This window comes from Haemophilus sp. HMSC61B11 (assembly GCF_001838615.1).
In the GTDB taxonomy this organism is placed as follows: domain Bacteria; phylum Pseudomonadota; class Gammaproteobacteria; order Enterobacterales; family Pasteurellaceae; genus Haemophilus_D; species Haemophilus_D parainfluenzae_AD.
Genome location: NZ_KV837971.1, coordinates 288244 through 309338, shown reverse-complemented (window position 1 = coordinate 309338; position 21095 = coordinate 288244). Strand labels below are relative to the sequence as shown.

At 38.7% G+C, this 21095-nt stretch carries 16 protein-coding genes; 8 read left to right on the top strand and 8 right to left on the bottom strand.

Annotated elements, in window-relative coordinates:
* Nucleotides 1–663, bottom strand: coding sequence for a trimeric intracellular cation channel family protein (locus HMPREF3263_RS05665; protein ID WP_005698795.1), 663 nt, complete (start codon nucleotides 661–663; stop codon nucleotides 1–3).
* A 133-nt stretch (nucleotides 664–796) separates the two neighbouring features.
* Here HMPREF3263_RS05665 and HMPREF3263_RS05660 point away from each other — a divergent pair, with 133 nt between their 5' ends.
* Entirely contained in the window at nucleotides 797–1597 is an 801-nt protein-coding gene (locus tag HMPREF3263_RS05660) for a hypothetical protein (protein WP_070853080.1), read from the top strand.
* On the top strand, nucleotides 1597–2475 hold the full coding sequence (locus HMPREF3263_RS05655; protein WP_005698797.1) for a DMT family transporter: 879 nt from the start codon (nucleotides 1597–1599) through the stop codon (nucleotides 2473–2475). The genes HMPREF3263_RS05660 and HMPREF3263_RS05655 overlap by 1 nt, the downstream gene beginning before the upstream one ends.
* A 51-nt stretch (nucleotides 2476–2526) precedes the next feature.
* Here the strand turns inward: HMPREF3263_RS05655 and HMPREF3263_RS05650 are convergent, their stop codons facing one another.
* Nucleotides 2527–2745, bottom strand: a complete 219-nt coding sequence (locus HMPREF3263_RS05650; RefSeq protein WP_005698801.1) for an HP1242/YdcH family protein — start codon at nucleotides 2743–2745, stop codon at nucleotides 2527–2529.
* Nucleotides 2746–2983: 238 nt separating this feature from the next.
* Here HMPREF3263_RS05650 and serS point away from each other — a divergent pair, with 238 nt between their 5' ends.
* A complete protein-coding gene (serS, locus tag HMPREF3263_RS05645) occupies nucleotides 2984–4273 on the top strand; it encodes a serine--tRNA ligase (RefSeq protein ID WP_005698735.1) in 1290 nt (429 codons plus the stop codon).
* 155 nt (nucleotides 4274–4428) lie between these two features.
* The gene (gene tehA, locus HMPREF3263_RS05640; RefSeq protein WP_005698756.1) at nucleotides 4429–5373 is read left to right on the top strand and encodes a dicarboxylate transporter/tellurite-resistance protein TehA; all 945 of its coding nucleotides are present in this window, start codon (nucleotides 4429–4431) and stop codon (nucleotides 5371–5373) included.
* Nucleotides 5374–5450: 77 nt separating this feature from the next.
* Here tehA and HMPREF3263_RS05635 read toward each other — a convergent pair whose 3' ends face one another.
* Nucleotides 5451–6164, bottom strand: coding sequence for a UTRA domain-containing protein (locus HMPREF3263_RS05635; protein ID WP_032804129.1), 714 nt, complete (start codon nucleotides 6162–6164; stop codon nucleotides 5451–5453).
* Nucleotides 6165–6359: 195 nt separating this feature from the next.
* Here HMPREF3263_RS05635 and malQ point away from each other — a divergent pair, with 195 nt between their 5' ends.
* Genes malQ through HMPREF3263_RS05620 form a run of 3 tightly spaced genes read left to right on the top strand, consistent with a single transcriptional unit; the run spans nucleotide 6360 to nucleotide 12612 of the window.
* On the top strand, nucleotides 6360–10133 hold the full coding sequence (malQ, locus tag HMPREF3263_RS10600; protein ID WP_005698729.1) for a 4-alpha-glucanotransferase: 3774 nt from the start codon (nucleotides 6360–6362) through the stop codon (nucleotides 10131–10133).
* Nucleotides 10134–10142: 9 nt separating this feature from the next.
* On the top strand, nucleotides 10143–10934 hold the full coding sequence (locus HMPREF3263_RS05625) for an endonuclease/exonuclease/phosphatase family protein (protein ID WP_005698783.1): 792 nt from the start codon (nucleotides 10143–10145) through the stop codon (nucleotides 10932–10934).
* A 10-nt stretch (nucleotides 10935–10944) separates the two neighbouring features.
* A complete protein-coding gene (locus HMPREF3263_RS05620) occupies nucleotides 10945–12612 on the top strand; it encodes a PTS transporter subunit IIBC (RefSeq protein ID WP_005698781.1) in 1668 nt (555 codons plus the stop codon).
* Between the two features lie 202 nt (nucleotides 12613–12814).
* Here HMPREF3263_RS05620 and rnb read toward each other — a convergent pair whose 3' ends face one another.
* From rnb to HMPREF3263_RS05600, 4 genes are all read right to left on the bottom strand, one after another.
* Complete coding sequence (rnb, locus tag HMPREF3263_RS05615) at nucleotides 12815–14794, bottom strand: exoribonuclease II (protein ID WP_070853079.1); 1980 nt, start codon at nucleotides 14792–14794, stop codon at nucleotides 12815–12817.
* A 66-nt stretch (nucleotides 14795–14860) separates the two neighbouring features.
* Entirely contained in the window at nucleotides 14861–15649 is a 789-nt protein-coding gene (locus tag HMPREF3263_RS05610; RefSeq protein ID WP_005635869.1) for an SDR family oxidoreductase, read from the bottom strand.
* Between the two features lie 85 nt (nucleotides 15650–15734).
* Nucleotides 15735–16490: a Nif3-like dinuclear metal center hexameric protein gene (locus HMPREF3263_RS05605; protein ID WP_070853078.1), complete on the bottom strand. Its 756-nt coding sequence runs from the start codon at nucleotides 16488–16490 to the stop codon at nucleotides 15735–15737.
* Between the two features lie 245 nt (nucleotides 16491–16735).
* Nucleotides 16736–17671, bottom strand: coding sequence for a Kdo(2)-lipid IV(A) acyltransferase (locus tag HMPREF3263_RS05600; protein ID WP_070853077.1), 936 nt, complete (start codon nucleotides 17669–17671; stop codon nucleotides 16736–16738).
* A gap of 97 nt (nucleotides 17672–17768) precedes the next feature.
* Here HMPREF3263_RS05600 and hldE point away from each other — a divergent pair, with 97 nt between their 5' ends.
* Nucleotides 17769–19199, top strand: coding sequence for a bifunctional D-glycero-beta-D-manno-heptose-7-phosphate kinase/D-glycero-beta-D-manno-heptose 1-phosphate adenylyltransferase HldE (hldE, locus tag HMPREF3263_RS05595; protein ID WP_070853076.1), 1431 nt, complete (start codon nucleotides 17769–17771; stop codon nucleotides 19197–19199).
* A gap of 53 nt (nucleotides 19200–19252) precedes the next feature.
* Here hldE and HMPREF3263_RS05590 read toward each other — a convergent pair.
* Nucleotides 19253–21095: TonB-dependent receptor plug domain-containing protein (locus HMPREF3263_RS05590; protein WP_256337413.1), on the bottom strand; the 1843-nt coding region annotated here is incomplete at its 5' end.

Here is a 21095-nt window from a genome sequence, read left to right as displayed (position 1 = left end):
TTATTTCGTTTTCTTCGGTAATTTATCATGAGTTTCCTCTTCTTGCTCTTGGAAATCGAAAACCGGTAATCCCCAACCGAATCGAACAGCAAGTAAACGTAATGCAAAACCACTGAATAACGTGAGTAAAATTGAAAGCGTGTGTTCTACTTGAATGTGTTGTAATGCCATATACATAGCGGCAGAGAAGAATGATACGCTGGCGTAAAGTTCTTTTTGGAACACAAGGGGAATGCGGTTACACAGTAAATCACGTAATACACCACCAAATGCACCGGTCACGGTTGCCGCAATGGATGTCACGGTGAAGCCATAACCCATATCAATGGCAATTTGTGCACCAATAATGGAATACACGATTAATCCTAAGGCATCTAATACCAAGAAAATCGTGCGGAAGTAGCGCATAAAATGTTTGATGAAGGGCGCGATAAAAACGGTTAATACAGCTGCACCGGCCACCATAATGAAATATTCAGGATGTTTAACCCAGCCAAGTGGGTAGTGTCCAAGTAAGACATCGCGTACCGAACCGCCACCAATCGCCGTTACACAGGCGATAATAATGACCCCGAAAATATCCATTTTTTCTCGTCCAGCGGCTAATGCGCCGGTAATTCCTTCGGCAGTTATTCCAATAATATAAAGTACGCTTAATAGCATTTTTTTGTGGTTCCTAAAGTGCGGTTATCATTTTGCTTATTTTAAAAGGGAATGAGTCAAAATGCACGAAAGCCATTAAAAAAAGCTGTAAATTTTGGCATAATGACGCCTTCTTTTTCTAATCGAGAATCTTATGTCAGAAGAACAATCCAAACCCTTAGCCGCATTTCTTGCTCTCTTGCCAATTGGGTTGCTATTAATTATTGAATTTTTTGCAGAGTCTTTGCAATCTGCTGAAAAACAGATTCCTCATTTAGCCTTTGGTGTGCTGATTGCTCAGTTACTTTGTTTGGTTGCGTTTATTAAAGGCGAAATTTGCCCAGGACAGCGCGGACGTTTAATCAAAGCAAATGTCTGTTTTGCACTTTATTGGTTAGTTTGGCTTGGAATGAGCTTAGCCTCCCCACATTATTATATGATGACTGATATTGTCAGTTTATGTGGATTATCTGCTGTATATGCAGTATGGAAACAACCTAAGGATGAAGTCGCTCGCCGTGGTTTTCTCTTAATGGCATCGTTGGTAAGTGGATTGGGTGTGATTGCGTATTTGATGATTTTCTTCGGCAATCCAACACCAAATTTCGTGCAATATAATCCATTGGCACAAGCGGTGATGGGCGTATTGTTAGCGAATTTATGTTTGTCCGTTTCTCGTAACCGTTTACAAGGTTTTATTGCACTACTGCCATTATTGATGATTTTATTGCTTGCGCTAAATGCCTTGGCAGTACTGATTTTTATTATTTATCAAGGTGTAAGTGCGGTCAGTTTTGACGGTGTTTTTGCCTACGGCATTTATTTCCTGCTTCACTTAGTGATGGCAGGTATTCTGCTTTTACATAGTGTGAATAAATGGAAACTCAGTTATAACAGCTTGCTCATTTTGTTCTTTATGGCAGCGAGTTTGGCTGTTTGGGCGATGTTTATTTAATGGATAAAATAAAATCTTACGCCGCCCCGATGTTAGTCGTGGGCTGCGTGCTATTTGGTTTAGGAAGCCTGATTGTTAAGTTTGTGCCAGTGGGTGGCTATGCTATCGCATTTTGGCGCTTACTCATTGCTTCTTTTATTTTCTGGTTCTTAATGAAATTAAAAAGACAGCGTTTTCCGAAAAGCCGTAAAGCGATGATGTATGCCGCATTAGCCGGCATCTTTTTAGCTTTTGATTTATCCTTTTGGCATGAAAGTGTATATGCGGTAGGACCGGGTATTTCAACGTTGCTGAATAGCTTACAGATTTTCTTTTTGGCAGCAATTGGCTATTTTTTCTTTGGTGAACGGCAAACTAAACTACAAATGTTAAGCCTTTTTTTAGCGGTTGCTGGCGTTGTTTTAATCTCAGGGGAAGAGCTACAACATAATTTTGATGGCATGTACGGCATTATCATCGGGCTCATTTCTGCTGGCTTTCTTGCAGCCTCCATGGTTATGATTAAAAAAGTGCATGAAGAAGAACCAACGGCTTTATTCTCACTCATGTTTATTTTGAGTTTAAGTGGTGCGCTTGTCTTAATTATTCCTTCGTTGATTTTTAATCCCGATAATCTTTATCCCACCACTTTCACCGATTGGGGATTAGTCTTCATTTATGGCGCGGTGATGCAATGTGTAGCCTGGGGTATGATTGCTTATACGATTCCTTATTTATCATTGGGCTTAACCGGCTTATTACTGCTTTCTGAACCCGTGGTAGCGCTCGTAATTGATTATTTTGGATTGGATAAACCAATTAATCATTGGCAATGGGCGGGGGCAGTGCTGACATTAGTGGCGATTTATCTGGGCACTCAAAAAAGCAAAACGTCTTAAGACAAAAAAGTGCGGTAAATTTCACCGCACTTTGTCTTCACATTAAACCAATTACTCAGCTGCTTTCTTTTTCAAGTATTGATAGAGCTCGTCTTTAATCCGTAATTTTTCTTTTTTCAAGTTCTCAATTTCCGTATGAGTAGCGAGTTCTATGTTATCAATCTTATTTTTGATCTCTTGGTCTAATGCATTGTGCTTTTCAAACAAGCGATCGAAATAAGCATCTTTATTTTTGAGATTAGTAATTAAATCGCGAAATTCAGGAAACATAGGTTACTCCTCTTGGTTAACGTTCATTTTCATTATAGAACTTTTTTTTGCTGTTTCTAGTGTCTCATTCTCAGAATTTGACAGAGATCACAAAATTAAATCATGGCAAAGTGCGGTCATAAAATGGGATGTTTTTGACGAGATTAATAAAAGAAAAATCAGGGTTTTAACTGGTTTATTTGCTCAAAGCACGCTAGAATAAAGGTATCTGTTTCATAATGAAAAATAGGGAATTCCAATGATCGATCCAAATTTACTCCGTAATAATCTGGCTGAAGTAGCAGAGAAATTAAAAGTAAAACGTAACTTTATTCTTGATACGGAAAAACTTACCGCATTAGAAGAACAACGCAAAGATTTACAAGTAAAAACTGAAACATTACAAGCAGAACGTAACGCGCATTCCAAAGCCATTGGTGCGGCAAAAGCACGTGGTGAAGACATTGCACCATTATTGGCTGAAGTAGATAACATGGGTGAACAGCTTAACGAAGCGAAGTCCCAACTTGATGCCGTATTAGCAGAAATCAATCAAATCGCGTTAAGCATTCCAAACATCCCCGCGGATGAAGTTCCATTAGGTAAAGATGACACTGAAAATAAAGAAATTTTACGTTGGGGTACACCGCGTACCTTTGATTTTGAGATCAAAGATCACGTGTCATTAGGTGAAGAGGCAAATGGCTTAGATTTTGCCGCAGGGGCTAAATTAGCGGGTGCACGCTTTGCGGTGATGAAAGGTCAAATTGCTAAAATGCATCGTGCATTAGCGCAATTTATGTTAGATCTTCATACCGAACAACATGGCTATTTAGAAACTTATGTGCCTTATTTAGTTAACCATGCGACCCTTTATGGTACAGGTCAATTACCTAAATTCGGTGAAGATTTATTCCATACTTTGGCGCTAGAAGGCGAACAACCTTACGCATTAATTCCGACAGCGGAAGTGCCGGTGACCAACCTTGTACGTGATGTGATTATTGATGAAGCAGAATTGCCAATCAAAATGACCGCACATACACCATGTTTCCGTTCTGAAGCGGGATCTTATGGTCGTGATACCCGTGGTTTAATTCGTATGCACCAGTTCGATAAAGTGGAAATGGTACAAATCGTAGATCCAGATAAATCTATGGAAGCGCTTGAAGAATTAACAGGCCATGCAGAAAAAGTATTACAACTTTTAAATCTACCATATCGTAAAGTCTTGCTTTGTACTGGTGATATGGGCTTTGGTTCTTGCAAAACTTACGACTTAGAAGTATGGGTGCCTGCACAAGATACTTACCGTGAGATTTCTTCTTGCTCAAATATGTGGGATTTCCAAGCGCGTCGTATGCAAGCACGTTGCAAAGCAAAAGGTGATAAGAAAACTCGCTTGGTGCACACATTAAACGGTTCTGGTCTAGCGGTAGGCCGTACATTAGTGGCCGTACTTGAGAACTATCAAAATGCAGACGGCTCAATTACGGTGCCTGAAGTATTACGTCCTTACATGGGCGGGTTAGAAGTGATCTGCAAATAATTACAATATATTAATTCAATTTAGGGCTAATGTTTTTAGCCCTTTCTTTTATTTAGAGAAATGAGATTTTTATTCTAGTTTTTGAGATAAATCCACATCAATATTTATGCATTTATAGGTAATCTAATAAGGTATCAATTTTTAGGAGAATAATAATGACTGATAAACGACCATTTCCATTACCAACAGGGTATTTTGCGATTCCATTAGGTTTAAGCGCCTTATCTTTAGCTTGGTTGCATATGGGCGATACGCTCTCTTTTTCTCGAAATGTGAGTGATATTATTGGTATAACGGCTGTTTCAGTATGGGCACTTTTCATCTTGCTCTATATTTATAAAATGATTTATTTTTCTCACGAAGTGCGAGATGAATATTGCTGTCCGATACGTTTTTCGTTTATCGCCTTAATACCGATTACAACCATGTTAAGCGGGGATGTTCTATATCGTTGGTTTCCTCTCATTGGTGAGGGATTAATTTGGATTGGAACAATTGGACAATTGTTGTTTGCTTCAGTACGTATTAGTGCATTATGGAAAGATGGCACATTTGAAGAAAAATCGACACTGCCACCGTTTTATTTGCCATCTGTCGCGACTAACTTTACAAGTGCCTCATCATTGGCCTTGTTAGGCTATCACGATTTAGGCTATTTGTTCTTAGGTGCAGGGATGATTGCTTGGATTATTTATGAACCGGTATTATTCCAACGTTTGCGCGTGTTGCAGATTGAACCACAATTTCGTCCAACCATGGGGATCATTCTCGCCCCAGCATTTGTGGGCTCGTCGGCTTACTTATCGCTTAATGGAGGAGAGATCGATCTTTTCGTTAAACTCTTATGGGGATACGGTTTTTTACAAATGTTCTTTTTAATTCGCCTGTTCCCTTGGATTAGTGAAAAAGGGCTTAATATTGGCTTCTGGGCTTTTTCATTCGGATTAGCTTCTTTAGCAAATGGGGCTGTTTCTTTTGTTCATCATAATGTATTGAGTGGCTTGGCAAACGGTGCATTTATCTTTGCTAACTTGATGATGAGCGGTTTAGTGCTGATGACATTAGGAAAAATTTTCAAAGGACAATTTTGGTTAAAATAGCTTAAATAAAAAGTGCGGTTAAAAATGACCGCACTTTTTTTATGAATTTTAAATAACAACCTATCATTTACAAAAAACTAGACATGTCGTTTTGCTGTTGATGTAAATGCAATTTTATCTGGTCGATAGCTAATACTCCCATATTGAAACGGTCGACCATCTGCCAAATAAGTGGTACTCGTTACATTCACAACCATGTCATACTCACCAAGATCGATCGCATTTTTTTCTTCTTCATTTGCATAACGAAAGACAATTTTTCGTTGTGAGTGACTAATTTTTAATTTTAATTCGTTTTCTAAATAGTGATAAATAGAGTGTTCTGCTATTTCTCGGCTAATAAAAGGCACGATGCGGCGATCAAAATAAGAAACCTCATATTCAACCGCTTCACCATCAATTTCACGGAGACGAGCAATGCGGTAGAAATCGATCTGATCATCGACATTAAAAATATGCATCAGCTCTTCTTCACCTTGCACAATATACAAACTGGTTAATGTCGTTTTTACGTGGTGTGTTGAGGCACTATTTAATTCGCTAACGGTTTTAATTTCAGAAAGCATTTGTGGCTTAGATAAGTCATGCTCTAAGACAATCGAATTTCGGCCTTGTTGCTTTTGAATATAGCCATCAATTTCAAGTAGAGAAAGTGCTTTTCGAATAGTGTCTTTGGAAAAACCATAGTTTTGCATGAGTTCATTTTCACTCGGGAGCTCTTGCAATGGCGCTAAACTGCCATTGTTAATTTGGGTCTTTATCTCATTATAGACCTGCTTGTACTTGCTCATTTTTAATCCCTTTATCGACCGTTCGTTCCATAGGTATAGCCATAGCATATCATAAAATCATAAATGTTATACGCATAAAATGTGATATTAGTCACTCTTTTACGAAAATGTTCAAAACTTTTACGTATAAGTTATTGCATAAAAATACGGTTAGGTTAGAATGAGCCAAAATGATAACTTCCTAGAGGAAATATTATGCTTACTCGTTCAAGTGGTGTTCTTATGCACATTACCTCGCTACCAAATGCATTCGGAATTGGTAGCTTTGGGCAATCGGCTTATGATTTTGTCGATTTTTTAGTTGAAACTAAACAAACTTATTGGCAAATTCTTCCACTTACCACCACCAGTTATGGTGATTCACCTTATCAATCTTTCTCTGCAATTGCAGGTAATACTCACCTTATTGATTTTGATCTATTAACCCAAATGGGCTTGTTGAAAGAAGCGGATTATGCATCGGTCAATTTTGGTGATTATCCAACTAGCGTGGATTATGAACGTATCTTCTATGCTCGCCGTCCGATTTTAGAAACCGCAGTAAAAAATTTTTTAGCAAATCAATCATTCCAAGTTGATTTCAAGAGTTTTGAGAAAAACAACCGCTTGTGGCTAGACGATTTTGCTGAGTTTATGGCAATTAAAGAGCATTTCGGCAATCAAGCATTGCAAAAATGGGATGATAAAAAAGCTGTAGCACGAGATCCAAAAACATTAGAAAAATATCGCACCCTGTTAGCGGAGCAAATTCAGTATTTTAAAGTGACGCAATATTTCTTCTTCAAACAATGGGGCGAATTAAAAGATTACGCGAATCAAAAAGGCATTAAGATTATCGGTGATATGCCGATTTACGTGGCTGCAGATAGCGTGGAAGTTTGGACAAAACCAGAACTCTTCCAATTAGATAAAGAACGTAATCCACTTTTTGTCGCAGGGGTTCCAGCCGATCAGTTCAGTGCAACGGGACAACTTTGGGGCAATCCGCTTTATGATTGGGAAGAACATAAAAAACAAGGCTATGCTTGGTGGATTCACCGTATTGAAGAAAGCTTCAAGATTTATGATGTACTTCGTATCGATCATTTCAAAGGTTTCTCAGATTATTGGCAAGTGGATGGAAAAGCCGATATTGCTAAAGATGGTAGTTGGCAGCCAGGCCCAGGCTATGATTTATTCAAAGCGGTTAAAGAGCAACTAGGTGATTTACCGATTATTGCCGAAGATTTAGGTAATATTGATGATAAAGCCAGAAAGCTACTTGCAGATTGTAACTATCCTGGCATGAAGATCCTGCAGTTCGGTTTTGAAGATGTCAGTGGGAAAAGCTTAGATAGCCCGCATTATTGCATTCCGCATTCCATTGTTTATACCGGTACACATGATAACGATGTAACCAATGGTTGGTATAACGGTCTTACCGAACAACAGCAGCAATATATCAATGATTATACGCATCGCCATGAGGATGAATCGATTTGCCAAGCAATGATTCGTCAGCTCTTTGCGACGGTCAGCAATACGGCGATTGCAATGATGCAAGATGTTTTAGATTTGCCAGCCAGTTCAAGAATGAATGTTCCCTCAACAATTGGTGGAAACTGGCAATGGAGAATGCAGGAATCTGATTTAACGCAAGATAAAAAAGACTTTTTAGCTAAAATGACCACGTTATATCAACGTGCGAATCAGGAAAAGACAATGATTAAATTTAGTACATTTGTAAAAAATGAAACCAATAAATCGCTTGAACAATTAAGCGATAAAGAAACTTATGTTCAATTATTAAATTACGTAAAAACACTTTCTGCAGATAAACCTAAAAACACAGGTAAACGTAAGGTTTACTATATCTCAGCAGAGTTTTTAATTGGTAAATTACTTTCTAATAACCTCATTAACCTTGGTGTGTATCAAGATATTAAAGCGGAATTAGAAAGTGCGGGTAAATCATTAAGTCATATTGAAGATATTGAGCCAGAACCGTCTTTAGGAAATGGTGGTTTAGGCCGTTTGGCTTCTTGTTTTATTGATTCCATGTCTACGCTTGGCTTAAATGCTGAAGGGGTAGGTTTAAATTATCATTATGGTTTGTTCAAACAAGTCTTTAAAAAGAATGAACAACATGCAGAGCCTAATGATTGGATTGAAGATAACTCTTGGTTAATTCCAACCGATATTAGCTATGAGGTGCCATTTAAGAAATTTACATTAACCTCTAAATTAGATCGCATTGATATTTTAGGTTATAAGAAAGAAACGAAAAACTATCTCAATTTATTTGATATTAAATCAGTAAATCCTAAATTGATTAAAAAAGGTATTGAGTTTGATAAAACTGCGATTGAAGAAAATCTGACTTTATTCCTTTACCCAGATGATTCAGATAAAAATGGGGAATTATTACGTATTTATCAACAATATTTCATGGTATCAAATGCTGCACAATTATTAATTGATGAAGCAATTGCGCGTGGCAGTAATTTACATGATTTAGCCGATTATGCGTATGTTCAGATCAACGATACTCACCCTTCAATGGTGATTCCTGAATTAATTCGCTTATTAACGGAAAAACATCAGATTAAATTTGCAGAAGCGGTTGAAATCGTACGTAATATGGTGGGCTATACCAACCATACGATTTTGGCTGAAGCGCTAGAAAAATGGCCACTCGATTATCTAGATGAAGTCGTGCCGCATTTGGTGGTGATCATTAAAAAATTAGATAAATTAGTGCGTGCAGAATATAAAGATCCTGCCGTACAAATTATTGATAAACAAAAACGTGTGCATATGGCACATATGGATATTCACTTTTCAAATTCTGTGAATGGTGTTGCCGCGTTACATACGGAGATTTTGAAAAATTCAGAACTTAAAGCGTTCTATGCTTTGTATCCTGAAAAATTCAATAATAAGACAAACGGCATTACCTTCCGTCGTTGGTTAGAGTTTTCTAACCAAGCATTAGCGGCTTACATTAAAGAATTGATTGGTGATGAGTATTTGCATGATGCAACGAAATTAGAGAAATTGTTAGCCTTTAAAGATGATAAAAAGGTTCATCAACAATTAGCGAAAATTAAGTTTGAAAACAAATTAGCGCTAAAAGCGTACCTTAAAGAAAATAAAGGTATTGAGTTAGATGAAAACTCAATTATTGATACGCAAATTAAGCGTTTCCATGAATATAAACGCCAACAAATGAATGCACTTTATGTGATTCATAAATACTTAGAAATTAAAGCAGGTAAATTACCAAAACGTAAAATTACCGTGATTTTTGGAGGAAAAGCGGCACCTGCTTATATTATTGCACAGGATATTATTCACTTAATTCTTTGTTTATCTGAGTTAATCAATAATGATCCTGAAGTGAACAAGTATTTAAACGTGCATTTAGTTGAAAACTATAATGTGAGTGTGGCGGAAAAACTCATTCCAGCAACGGATATTTCAGAACAAATTTCACTTGCCTCTAAAGAAGCTTCCGGTACAGGGAATATGAAATTTATGCTCAATGGTGCATTAACCTTAGGCACAATGGATGGGGCTAATGTTGAAATTGCAGAATTAGCTGGTGCTGAAAATATCTATACATTCGGTAAAGATTCAGAAAGCATTATTAAACTTTATGAAACAGCAGGTTATGTTTCAAAAGAGTATTATGAAAACGACAAGGATATTAAAAGAGCGGTCGATTTTATTCTAAATCCTGCCGTGGTGAAATTAGGCAATAAAACACGTTTAGAACGTCTTTATAACGAATTATTGAATAAAGACTGGTTTATGACGTTAATTGACTTTAATGCTTATGTTGATGCGAAAGAACAAATCTTAGCCGATTATGAAGATCAAGATAGTTGGAATGAGAAAGTGGTTCACAATATCGCCAAAGCAGGGTTCTTCTCATCAGACCGCACGATTGCTCAATATAATGCAGACATTTGGCATAGTGAGGGCTAAGGGGAAGCAATGAAACTACTTACCCTGAATGTACACGCTTGGTTAGAAGCTAACCAAGCGGAAAAAATAGAGATTCTTGCTGAGACTATTGTGGAAAAGGGTTATGACATCATTGCCTTACAAGAGGTTAATCAATTGATGTCTGCTCCTGCTATTTCGCCAACGTTAAAGCAAGATAACTATGGTGTCATTCTGTTAAATAAAATCAATCAACGCGTTGCACAAAAATATTCGCTTTTTTGGAGCAATTCGCATATTGGTTATGATAAATATGATGAAGGTATTGCGTTTCTAACGCGTTTACCTGTTTATGATGTTGATGCATTTTATTGTAGCCAACACCAACGTCTTGACTCAATTCTTTCGCGTAAAATTATTGGTTTGACGGTGGAATATCACGGTCAGTTAATTGAATGTTATTCTTGCCATATCAATTTGCCAAATTGTGATGGGGAAAACCAACTCGATAATGTTCGTTATATTGTAGAGCGGAGTCAAAGTGCGAATCTTAAAATCTTGATGGGCGATTTCAATACTGATGCAATAAGTGATCATCAAGCTTACCAGCAAATTAAATCCTTAGGCTTATTTGATACATTTGAAATGGCTGAGCAGAAGGATAGCGGTATCACTGTGGAAAAAGCGATTGACGGCTGGAAAGGTCATAGTCAAGAAAAGCGATTAGATTATATTTTTTTAAACCAAGCAAAAAGGGTTTTATCCAGTCAGGTTATTTTTAATGGAAAAAATAAACCGATTGTTTCCGACCATTTTGGCGTAGAAGTAGCTCTCATCTTGTAGGAGAATCAATATGAAAAAAATGCTCAGTTTTGAATTTTGGCAAAAATTCGGTAAGTGCCTAATGGTTGTGATTGCCGTGATGCCAGCCGCGGGTTTAATGGTGAGTATTGGTAACTCGCTGCCTTTAATTAGTGATGCTGAATGGCTAGCACGTGTCGGAAATATTATCGCCCAAATTGGTTGGGGGATTATCGGTAACCTTCATCTATTATTTGCTTTAGCGATTGGTGGTAGCTGGGCAAATGAGCGTGCGGGTGGAGCATTTGCAGCGGGTCTTGCTTTCATTTTAATTAACTTAATCACCGGTAACTTTTTCGGCGTGAAGATTGAAATGTTAGCGGATCCAAATGCTCATGTAAGTACTGTATTTGCAGGAGAAATTCCTGTGGCGAATTACTTTGTGAATGTGCTTGGACAACCTGCGCTAAATATGGGGGTATTTGTCGGTATTATCGCAGGTTTTGTGGGTGCAACAACCTTCAATCGCTACTACAATTTCCGTAAATTACCTGAAGTACTCACTTTCTTTAATGGTAAACGTTTCGTTCCTTTCGTCGTCATTTATCGTTCTGTATTAGTGGCGATTTTCCTATCATTATTCTGGCCTTTAGTTCAAACCGGCATTAACCATTTCGGTCAATGGATTGCCAACTCACAAAGTTCAGCACCGATTTTAGCACCATTTGTTTACGGTACTTTAGAGCGTCTTTTACTTCCATTTGGTTTACACCATATGTTGACCATCCCAATGAACTACACTTCATTAGGCGGTACTTATGAATTCTTAACCGGTGCGCAACAAGGTAAACAGGTCTTTGGTCAAGATCCACTTTGGCTCGCATGGGTGACTGACTTAATTAACCTTAAAGATGCAGGTAATTTAACGCAATATAATGAACTTCTTTCAACCGTAACACCTGCTCGCTTCAAAGTAGGGCAAATGATTGGTTCAACCGGTATCCTAATGGGCTTGACACTTGCGATGTATATCAACGTAGATGAAGACAAGAAAAAACTCTATAAAGGTATTTTCCTTTCATCAGCACTTGCGGTGTTCTTAACAGGCGTAACTGAACCAATTGAATATATGTTTATGTTTGTCGCATTACCGCTTTATATTGTTTATGCTTTAGTACAAGGTTGTGCTTTCGCCATGGCAGATATTGTGGACTTACGCGTGCATTCATTCGGTAACATTGAGTTCTTAACGCGTACACCGATGGCGATTAAAGCTGGTATTGGTATGGATGTAATCAACTTTATTTGGGTATCGATCCTCTTTGCAGTGGCTATGTTCTTTATCGCGAACTTTATGATTAAGAAATTTAACCTTGCCACAGCGGGCCGTAATGGTAACTATGATGCAAAAGGTTCTTCAGATGAAGCTCCTAGCAATGAGCCAAAAGTGGCGAATGCTAGTACGCAAGTTATCCAAATCATCAACTTGCTTGGTGGACGTAATAACATTGCAGATGTTGATGCTTGTATGACACGTTTACGTATCACCGTACATAATCCAGAGTTAGTGGGTGATGAAGCAAGTTGGAAACAAGCAGGTGCAATGGGCTTTATTGTGAAAGGCTCTGGTATCCAAGCGATTTATGGTCCAAAAGCAGATGTCTTAAAATCGGATATTCAAGACGTGCTTTCATCTGGCGTTGATATTCCTAAAATGTAATTCTGCCTAAATCCTCATCTTATCCCCGCTCTTCAAGGCGGGGATATCATTATAAATACTTCATCTCGATATTGCTCATCCTCATTCCATTCACAAAATAATACTATCAATGTAAAAAATATTGTCACAACTTTGGTGCTATAAAAGAATACCGCCCGTTGTGTAACGAGCGGTATTTGTAGTATTAGAAAGGAAGTGGTTATTAAATGATTAATTGACCGACAATACTGCGAGTTTCTTCTCGTACTTCGGTGAGTTTTACTTTCACTAAATCACCGATTTTGTAACGGCGCTCCCCTTGAATATACAGCGCTAATTCATCAGCATTCACTTGCATTTCATCTTTATTTGGATGCAACGTGGAAGCTGGTACGAACATGGATGCACCATTTTCTAATAATTGAACACGTAAACCACCACGCATCACATCTTGTACCTCTGCATCAAATTCAGCATTTTCAGCGACTTTGTCAGCAAGATAGCGACAATATAACCAATCTGCGATATCACGTTCGACCAAGCGATTTTGACGACGGGCTTCTTGTAAGCGAGCAAGGACTTCATCTTGTGGTTTTTCACAAGCTTGCTGTGTGAGCACGGCTTTAATTAAACGATGGTTCACCATATCGGAATATTTACGGATAGGCGATGTCCAGGTCGCATAACCTTCTAATCCAAGCCCAAAATGTGGAGCAAGTTCTGATTTAAATTCCGCAAAGGTTAAATAACGACGTAAACGGAATTCTAAATAGTCACCTTCAATCGGTTCAATATCATGACGCATTTGGCAATAACCTTTTAAGGTTGCCAAATTTTCTACCGAATAACGTTCAGCAAGTTCAGCTTGATTTTCTTCATTGGCTAAATTTGCCATTAAGAAATTATGTGCATTTTCTAAGAATTTTTTATCAAAACCAGTGTGTGTATTGAAAATACCGGTTTTAGCATGCTCCGCTAAGAATTGGGCGGCACAAATGTTGGCAATGATCATGGATTCTTCCACGATTTGATTTGCAATACGGCGATATTCCGCTTTAATTTCTTTCACTTTGCCATTTTCAGCGAGAATAAAAGAGTAGTCTGGTTTCTCTTTAAATAAAAGAGAATGCGTTTTTCGCCATTGAATACGTGCTTTAGTAAATTGATGTAACCAATCAATTTGCTGGGCAATTTCAGGTGTTTCCGGTTGCCATGCATCCGGTACTTGTTCTAAATAATCTGAGATTTTGTTATAGGCTAGTTTTGCTTTAGATTGTACATAAGCCGATACAAAATGCGGTTTAGCCGTAATATTACCTTCAAGATCCGTTTCAATGTAACACACTAAAGCAGGGCGAGTTTCATTTGCCATTAATGAACATAATTCATCGGATAATTCACGCGGCAACATAGGAATGTTAAAGCCAGGCAAATAATTGGTGAAACAACGCTGTTTCGCATCTTTTTCAATTTGTGAATCTAATGCAATGTAAGCTGTGGGATCCGCAATGGCAACGACTAATCGCCAGCCGGTTTGCGTACCATTTTGCTCGATAGGTTCAATATAAAGAGCATCGTCCATATCCTGTGTGCTTTCAGAGTCAATAGTAACAAAATGAAGTGCGGTCAGATCTTCACGTGTTTGTTGATCTAATATTTCATAATTTTCTGCACCTTGCACAGGATGACGAGATTGCTCATGGCGTGCCAATGTCACCCACCAAGGGGCTAATTCATCATCAGCACGGCAGATAAATTGATTGATGGTGGCATAGAAAAAGCGATCATCACGTAATGGGTGCGTTTTCAAATTTGCTACGACCCAGTCGCCTTCTTGTAGTTCTTCTTTGACGGATTTAGCTTGCTGTGCCCCAATAGGTTGGTTGATACTTGGATGATCAACTAAAACTTGCAATTTCTTGTCTTTATTGAACCGCACTTTGGCAATAAAGCGAGTGAGCATTGGTTCAATTAATTCTTCAGGTTCAGCTTGTTCTTTATCGCCTTGCTTTTCAATGGCGGCTTTGATTTTGTCACCGTGCATTACTTTTTTCATCGCAGGCGGGGCAATAAAGTAGCTTTTTTTATCGCACTCTAAAAAACCATAAGCTTTATCTGTACTTTTTACCACGCCTTCAACGTGTTCTTTGCTGTCGTGGATTTGTTGCTTAAGTTGTGCGAGTAATGGATTATCTTGGAACATAGTTATATTTAAAAAAAGAGAAAAGGCAGACTGAAAAGCCTGCCTAAAAATAGCTTGTACGAAAAATTATTCTTCGCCTAATTCGCCCATTGCGGTGATGCTGAAGCCTGCATCTACGTGAACGATTTCACCAGTAATACCAGATGCTAAATCAGAGCATAAGAATGCTGCTGAATTACCCACATCTTCGATAGTAACTGTACGGCGTAATGCTGCGGTTTTCTCGAATGTAGCAAGCATTTTCTTTAAGTTTTTAATACCTGATGCCGCTAAGGTACGGATTGGACCTGCAGAGATTGCATTCACACGAATACCTTCTTTACCTAAATCAGCCGCCATTACACGAGTTGCCGCTTCAAGAGACGCTTTCGCTAAACACATCACGTTGTAGTTAGGAATTGCGCGCTCTGCTCCTAAGTAAGAAAGGGTTAATAACGCTGCATTTGGATTTAAGTAAGGACGTGCCGCTTGTGCCATAGCAACAAAGCTGAATGCACTGATGTCATGAGCGATACGGTAGCCTTCACGAGTTGCTGCGTTTACGTAATCACCATCTAATTGATCGCCTGGTGCGAATGCAATAGCGTGTACGAAACCATCAAATTTTTCCCAACGTTTGCTTAATTCTGCAAAGCAATTTTGGATGCTTTCATCGGTCGCTACGTCTAAAGGAAGGACGATGTCAGAACCAAATTCTTTTGCAAATTCTTCTACGCGTGGTTGTAATTTATCGTTTAAATAAGTGAAAGCAAGTTCAGCACCTTGTTCTTTCATTGCTTTTGCGATCCCGTAAGCGATAGAACGGTTGCTTGCAAGACCTGTTACTAAAATACGTTTACCAGTTAAGAAACCCATATTTTCTCCTATGTTTGAGTTAAAAAAATCGACGAGATTATACTTGTTTTGTGTGCTTTCGGCAATCAATCACACTTTGTACCAGTTAGGCTGGATTATCAATATCTTTAAATTCTACATCCAAGCCATATTCAGCCGCTAGCCATTCACCTAATGCCTTAATGCCGTAGCGTTCTGTTGCATGGTGACCAGCCGCAAAGAAATGAATACCTTGCTCACGAGCTGAGTGAATTGTTTGCTCCGAAACTTCGCCCGTAATAAAGGCATCACAACCTTGTGCTGCCGCTAAATCAATATAGCCTTGTCCGCCACCGGTACAAATGCCTACTTTACGGATTAAGTGCGGTCCGTTTTCTGTGCAAATTAAGGGTTTACGGTGAAGCACTTGTTCAATATGTTGTGCGAATTCTTCAGCGGTAACAGGATCTTTTAACGTTCCCCAAACAGGAATGCTAGTTGAGCTATTTTCTAAAGGTTGAAGATCGCTAATCCCTAATAACTGAGCAAGTTTTGCGTTGTTACCTAATTCTGGGTGGACATCCAAAGGCAAGTGGTAGCCGTATAAATTGATATCATTCACAAGCAACGTTTTGATGCGTTTGCCTTTCATGCCGCGAATACATGGATTTTCACTTTTCCAAAAATAGCCGTGGTGGACAAGCACCGCATCAGCTTGTTGTGCAACGGCATAATCAATCAAAGCTTGGCTTGCGGTGACACCCGTGATGATCTTTTTGATCTCTGCTTTGCCTTCTACTTGCAAACCGTTAGGGGCGTAATCATTTATTCTGTCTGTGCTAAGTTTTTCGTTTAGTAAACGTTCAAGTTCTAGATTGTTCATCATTTTTGAGAGAAAAGAAAAAGGTGAGATATGGTAAGGGATTTAAAAAAAAATGGCTAGTGCAAAAGGAGTGGGGGGGGAATGCACTAGCCAGTAGTGTGTTTGTAATAAAACAAGTTTACTATCTAAAACGAGATTCATTATATATTTAATTATATAAAGATCAAGAAAAAAATAAGGAAAATTTTCCTTATTTTTCGATATGTCGTTTTTGTGTTCGAAAATAGATGAAAAATCAACCGCACTTATGAATACAAACTTGGCTCATCTTCAGTTGGACGCGTTTTAAATCGGCGGTGTAACCACATGTATTGTTCCACGCCTTTTAAGATTTCTTTTTCCACAACTTTATTCATTCTTGCAGCGATTGCTGTTTCATCTGAAAGATCGGAAAAATCCACTGGTGGAGAAATACTGACCGTATAGCCTGAGCCGTCTTTATTACGCAATGGAGCAAAAGGGACAACTTTACAATTTGGTGCAGATTTAAGCAGATAATAACTGCCTGTCGTAGTTGCGGCTTCTTTTACTGCAAAGAAAGGCACAAATACCGCATTTTTTCTGCCGTAATCGTGATCGGGCGCATACCAAATGGTTTCACCTTTACGTAAGGCTTTGAGCATACCACGCAGATCTTTTCGATTCAGCATGTCTTTGTTTGAACGTAAGCGACCTTTGATTTGTAACCAATCCAATACAGGATTGTCATTGGGACGATAAACGCCTACGCCAGGATGATGTAAGCCCACAATACGCGCGCCTAATTCAAGTGTAAGAAAATGGACGCCTACAAATATGATGCCGTCTTTGGCGTTTTCTTTTAAATAATTTAACCCTTCAATTTTTGACCATTTTTTGATGCGAGCATCAGACCAAAACCATGCCATGCCGGTTTCAATAATCGCCATCCCAATAGCACGTAAGTTTTCTTGCAAAATAGCTTCACGTTCTTGATCGGGCATTTCAGGGAAGCAGAGCTCAAGATTTCGACGGGCAATCGCCGCACGACGTTTTCCCACTTTTAATTTTGAGAAAAGCAAGCCTAAGCCATTGCCGATATGACGTAGAATTGGATAGGGAAGTAACAAAAGGCTTCGCCAAATCGCCACACCAAGCCAAAATCCCCAGTATTTTGGGGCTAGAAAGTGCGGTTGAAATTGAGGGAGTTTTTCGTTTTTCATAATTCTTTTCTGGTTAGTTCGGCGTGTAGTTTATCGCAAATTTGAGTTGTGGTAAAATTGCGCCAAATTTTTATTATTCCAACAGAGAGATTTCAAAATGGCTCAATATTCTGCCAATTTTAATCAAGCAAAAGTACTAGTGTTAGGCGATGTGATGCTTGACCGTTACTGGTTTGGTGCGACTAATCGTATTTCACCGGAAGCACCGGTTCCTGTGGTTCGCGTACAAGATAATGAAGAGCGTGCAGGTGGTGCAGCAAACGTGGCAATGAATATTGCTTCTCTTAATGTACCTGTGCAAATTTTAGGTTTAATTGGTCAAGATGAAACAGGGACAGCCTTAACCAATTTATTACAGCACCAAAAAATTGATTGTAATTTTGTAGCATTGAATACTCATCCAACGATTACGAAATTACGTATTTTGTCTCGTCATCAACAATTACTTCGTTTAGATTTTGAAGAAGATTTCAAAAATGTGGAATGCCAAGAGTTGCTTGCAAAATTAGAAGCGGAAGTGAAAAACTTTGGTGCATTGGTGCTTTCTGATTATGGCAAAGGCACGTTAAAAGATGTGCAAAAGATGATCCAAATTGCACGTAAAGCGAACGTTCCCGTGTTGATCGATCCAAAAGGTACGGATTTTGAGCGTTACCGTGGTGCTACTTTACTGACACCAAATATGTCAGAATTTGAAGCCGTAGTAGGTAAGTGTGATTCTGAAGAAGAGATCATTGAGAAAGGTTTAAAATTAATTTCAGATATCGAATTGACCGCACTTTTAGTGACGCGTTCTGAAAAAGGCATGACATTACTTCGTCCAAATCAAGAACCGTTCCATCTACCAACTGTTGCAAAAGAAGTGTTTGATGTAACAGGTGCGGGTGATACGGTAATCAGTGTCTTAGCAACCGCACTTGCAGATGGTCGTTCTTTTGAAGAATCTTGCTATTTAGCTAATGTGGCTGCAGGTATTGTGGTCGGTAAATTGGGTACATCAACTGTTTCTACCGTGGAATTAGAGAATGCGATCCATGGTCGTTCTGAAACAGGCTTCGGTATTATGTCAGAAAGTCAGTTAAAAACTGCAGTAGCTCATGCTAAAGCGCGTGGTGAGAAAATTGTGATGACAAATGGTTGTTTCGATATTCTTCACCCTGGTCACGTGTCTTATTTAGAAAATGCTCGCAAACTTGGTGATCGTTTAATTGTTGCCGTGAATACGGATGATTCAGTCAAACGCTTAAAAGGCGAAAGTCGCCCAATTAACAATCTGAATGCACGCATGGCAGTATTGGCTGGTTTAGCTTCAGTGGATTGGGTGGTTTCTTTTGATGAAGATACACCACAACGTTTAATCGGCGATATTTTACCAGATTTATTGGTAAAAGGCGGCGATTACAAACCAGAAGAGATTGCTGGCAGTAAAGAAGTGTGGGCAAATGGCGGTGATGTTCGTGTATTGAATTTCGAAAATGGCTGTTCAACCACAAACGTGATTGAGAAAATCAAAGCGCTGAAGGACTAATAACTTTATAAAAACAACGGGCAACCTGTTTCACAAGTTGCCCGTTTTTTATTTTAGAATTTATATCGGATATTGCCGAAATAAACGCGTCCTTCTTCTGGGTAACCTGCTTGATAGTAGTAGTTTTTATCAAAGAGGTTCGATACACCCGCTTCTAAACTTAATCCTGAAACCGGTTCATAGATTAATTTCGCATTGCTGTTTCCAAAACCAGAGAGCTTCACGGTTTCACCGCCATCTAAATAATAACGGCCATGTTCCGCTTCTTGGCTCACATAAAGTGAAAGGTTTGGTAATATTTTCCAATCAACAAATGCAAAGAATTTATGTTTTGGCACATTCTTCACAATGGTATCTTGGGTTTTATTTTTTGCATGCGTATAGGTGTAGTTTGCCCCTAACGTTAAATTATCTGTTGCAAAAAGATTCACGGCTAATTCAGCACCTTTAAAGGCTTCTTTGCCTACATTTTGATATTGATTGAGTTTTTTGCTAATCGCGACTTCTTCAATGGCATCTTTTACTTCAGAATAGAAAAGTGCGCTATCCACTCTTAACCAATTGCCAAAGGTATGCATATAACTAGCTTCGTAATGGTAAGCGGTTTCTGGGCTTAAGAATGGATTCGGCTCAGTACGACCAAATCGGCGAGAATAACGTTCTTTCATTGTGGCAAAACGTGTTTTCTTCGCAAAACTTAGTGCAAATTCATCATGTTCAGAGAAATGATGAGCAAGTTTGATTTGATAATTAAAGGTGTGTTTATTACCGATATCAAACGGGCAAATCGCATTTTTTTGGTGAGTTGAAACACATTGTTTTTCAAATTTCTCTGCACGGTTTGAATCACGTTTGTCGTAGCTGATGCCCGTAATCAGAGAGGTTTGCTCATTAAAACGATGAGTATTTTCTAAACCAAAGCTGTAGGTACGATCTTTATCGACTGCGGTCGGTTCATCATCATTATGTTCGCGATGCACGTCATATTTAATGAGGGTAGAGAATTTTAAGCGGTCTTTGGAGGTTAAATCGCCACCTAAATCAAAGCCTGCACCGTAGGAATAATCACGGTAATAGCTATTAAAGCTCGATTTTTTCTTTTGAGTGCTGAATGTGGCATCATCAAAAGCACGTAGGTCATTTTTAAAGGTGTCGTAAAATGCCTTCGTGTTCAATGTGAGATGATGATCGTCAAATTCAGTATGGGAAAGGAAATAGATACTGTCTTTGTCCCACATCGGCCAGCGCCAATAGCGTTCAAAGCTATCAGCGCCAGAATAGAAAGGTGATTCTTTGGTGCCTTTTTGTGTGGAGAACGCCAGTGCGTATTCATCATTCTCATTTGGCGTATAAGCGACTTTTAAACTTAATTTTTTATCACGTTGTTTAGAATTTTCGGCTCGACCGCCATCATCACCTTTTGGATTGATTTGTTGATAATGGTGAGAAAGTTGTAAGCCTTGTTTTTCAACAAAAGAACCACTTATTTGCGCATAGAATAGTTCTTGTTTAGTGCCTAAATTAAAATCTGTTTTATTGGTTGCTGTGCCACCACTTTTACCGTGTGAAAAGCCATAGCCAATAGAACCTTCGAAGGGTTGAGTTGGTTTTTTGGAAATTAAATTTACTGCACCACCCATCGTATTGGCGCCATAAAGCACAGAGCTTGCGCCTTTAGAAATATCAATGCGAGATAAATCAAAGGTGGTAAAACGACCTAAGTCCATTTCACCATCATAAGGGACATAAACAGGAATACCATCCATAAATACGGGTACCCGGCGAGCATTAAAACCACGTACTAATAAGTTGTATTCGTTGCGTGCGCCACCATGTTCGACAAATACACCTGGTGTGCTTTTGGCTATATCAGACACACGATCTTGGTTATTTTTT

Coding starts and splice junctions, on each gene's coding strand:
- HMPREF3263_RS05650 (WP_005698801.1), bottom strand. CDS start 2,745: ATGTTTCCTGAATTTCGCGATTTAATTACTAATCTCAAAAATAAAGAT.
- HMPREF3263_RS05605 (WP_070853078.1), bottom strand. CDS start 16,490: ATGAACAATCTAGAACTTGAACGTTTACTAAACGAAAAACTTAGCACA.
- tehA (WP_005698756.1), top strand. CDS start 4,429: ATGACTGATAAACGACCATTTCCATTACCAACAGGGTATTTTGCGATT.
- rnb (WP_070853079.1), bottom strand. CDS start 14,794: ATGTTCCAAGATAATCCATTACTCGCACAACTTAAGCAACAAATCCAC.
- HMPREF3263_RS05610 (WP_005635869.1), bottom strand. CDS start 15,649: ATGGGTTTCTTAACTGGTAAACGTATTTTAGTAACAGGTCTTGCAAGC.
- HMPREF3263_RS05655 (WP_005698797.1), top strand. CDS start 1,597: ATGGATAAAATAAAATCTTACGCCGCCCCGATGTTAGTCGTGGGCTGC.
- HMPREF3263_RS05625 (WP_005698783.1), top strand. CDS start 10,143: ATGAAACTACTTACCCTGAATGTACACGCTTGGTTAGAAGCTAACCAA.
- HMPREF3263_RS05600 (WP_070853077.1), bottom strand. CDS start 17,671: ATGAAAAACGAAAAACTCCCTCAATTTCAACCGCACTTTCTAGCCCCA.
- serS (WP_005698735.1), top strand. CDS start 2,984: ATGATCGATCCAAATTTACTCCGTAATAATCTGGCTGAAGTAGCAGAG.
- HMPREF3263_RS05665 (WP_005698795.1), bottom strand. CDS start 663: ATGCTATTAAGCGTACTTTATATTATTGGAATAACTGCCGAAGGAATT.
- HMPREF3263_RS05635 (WP_032804129.1), bottom strand. CDS start 6,164: ATGAGCAAGTACAAGCAGGTCTATAATGAGATAAAGACCCAAATTAAC.
- HMPREF3263_RS05620 (WP_005698781.1), top strand. CDS start 10,945: ATGAAAAAAATGCTCAGTTTTGAATTTTGGCAAAAATTCGGTAAGTGC.
- hldE (WP_070853076.1), top strand. CDS start 17,769: ATGGCTCAATATTCTGCCAATTTTAATCAAGCAAAAGTACTAGTGTTA.
- HMPREF3263_RS05660 (WP_070853080.1), top strand. CDS start 797: ATGTCAGAAGAACAATCCAAACCCTTAGCCGCATTTCTTGCTCTCTTG.
- malQ (WP_005698729.1), top strand. CDS start 6,360: ATGCTTACTCGTTCAAGTGGTGTTCTTATGCACATTACCTCGCTACCA.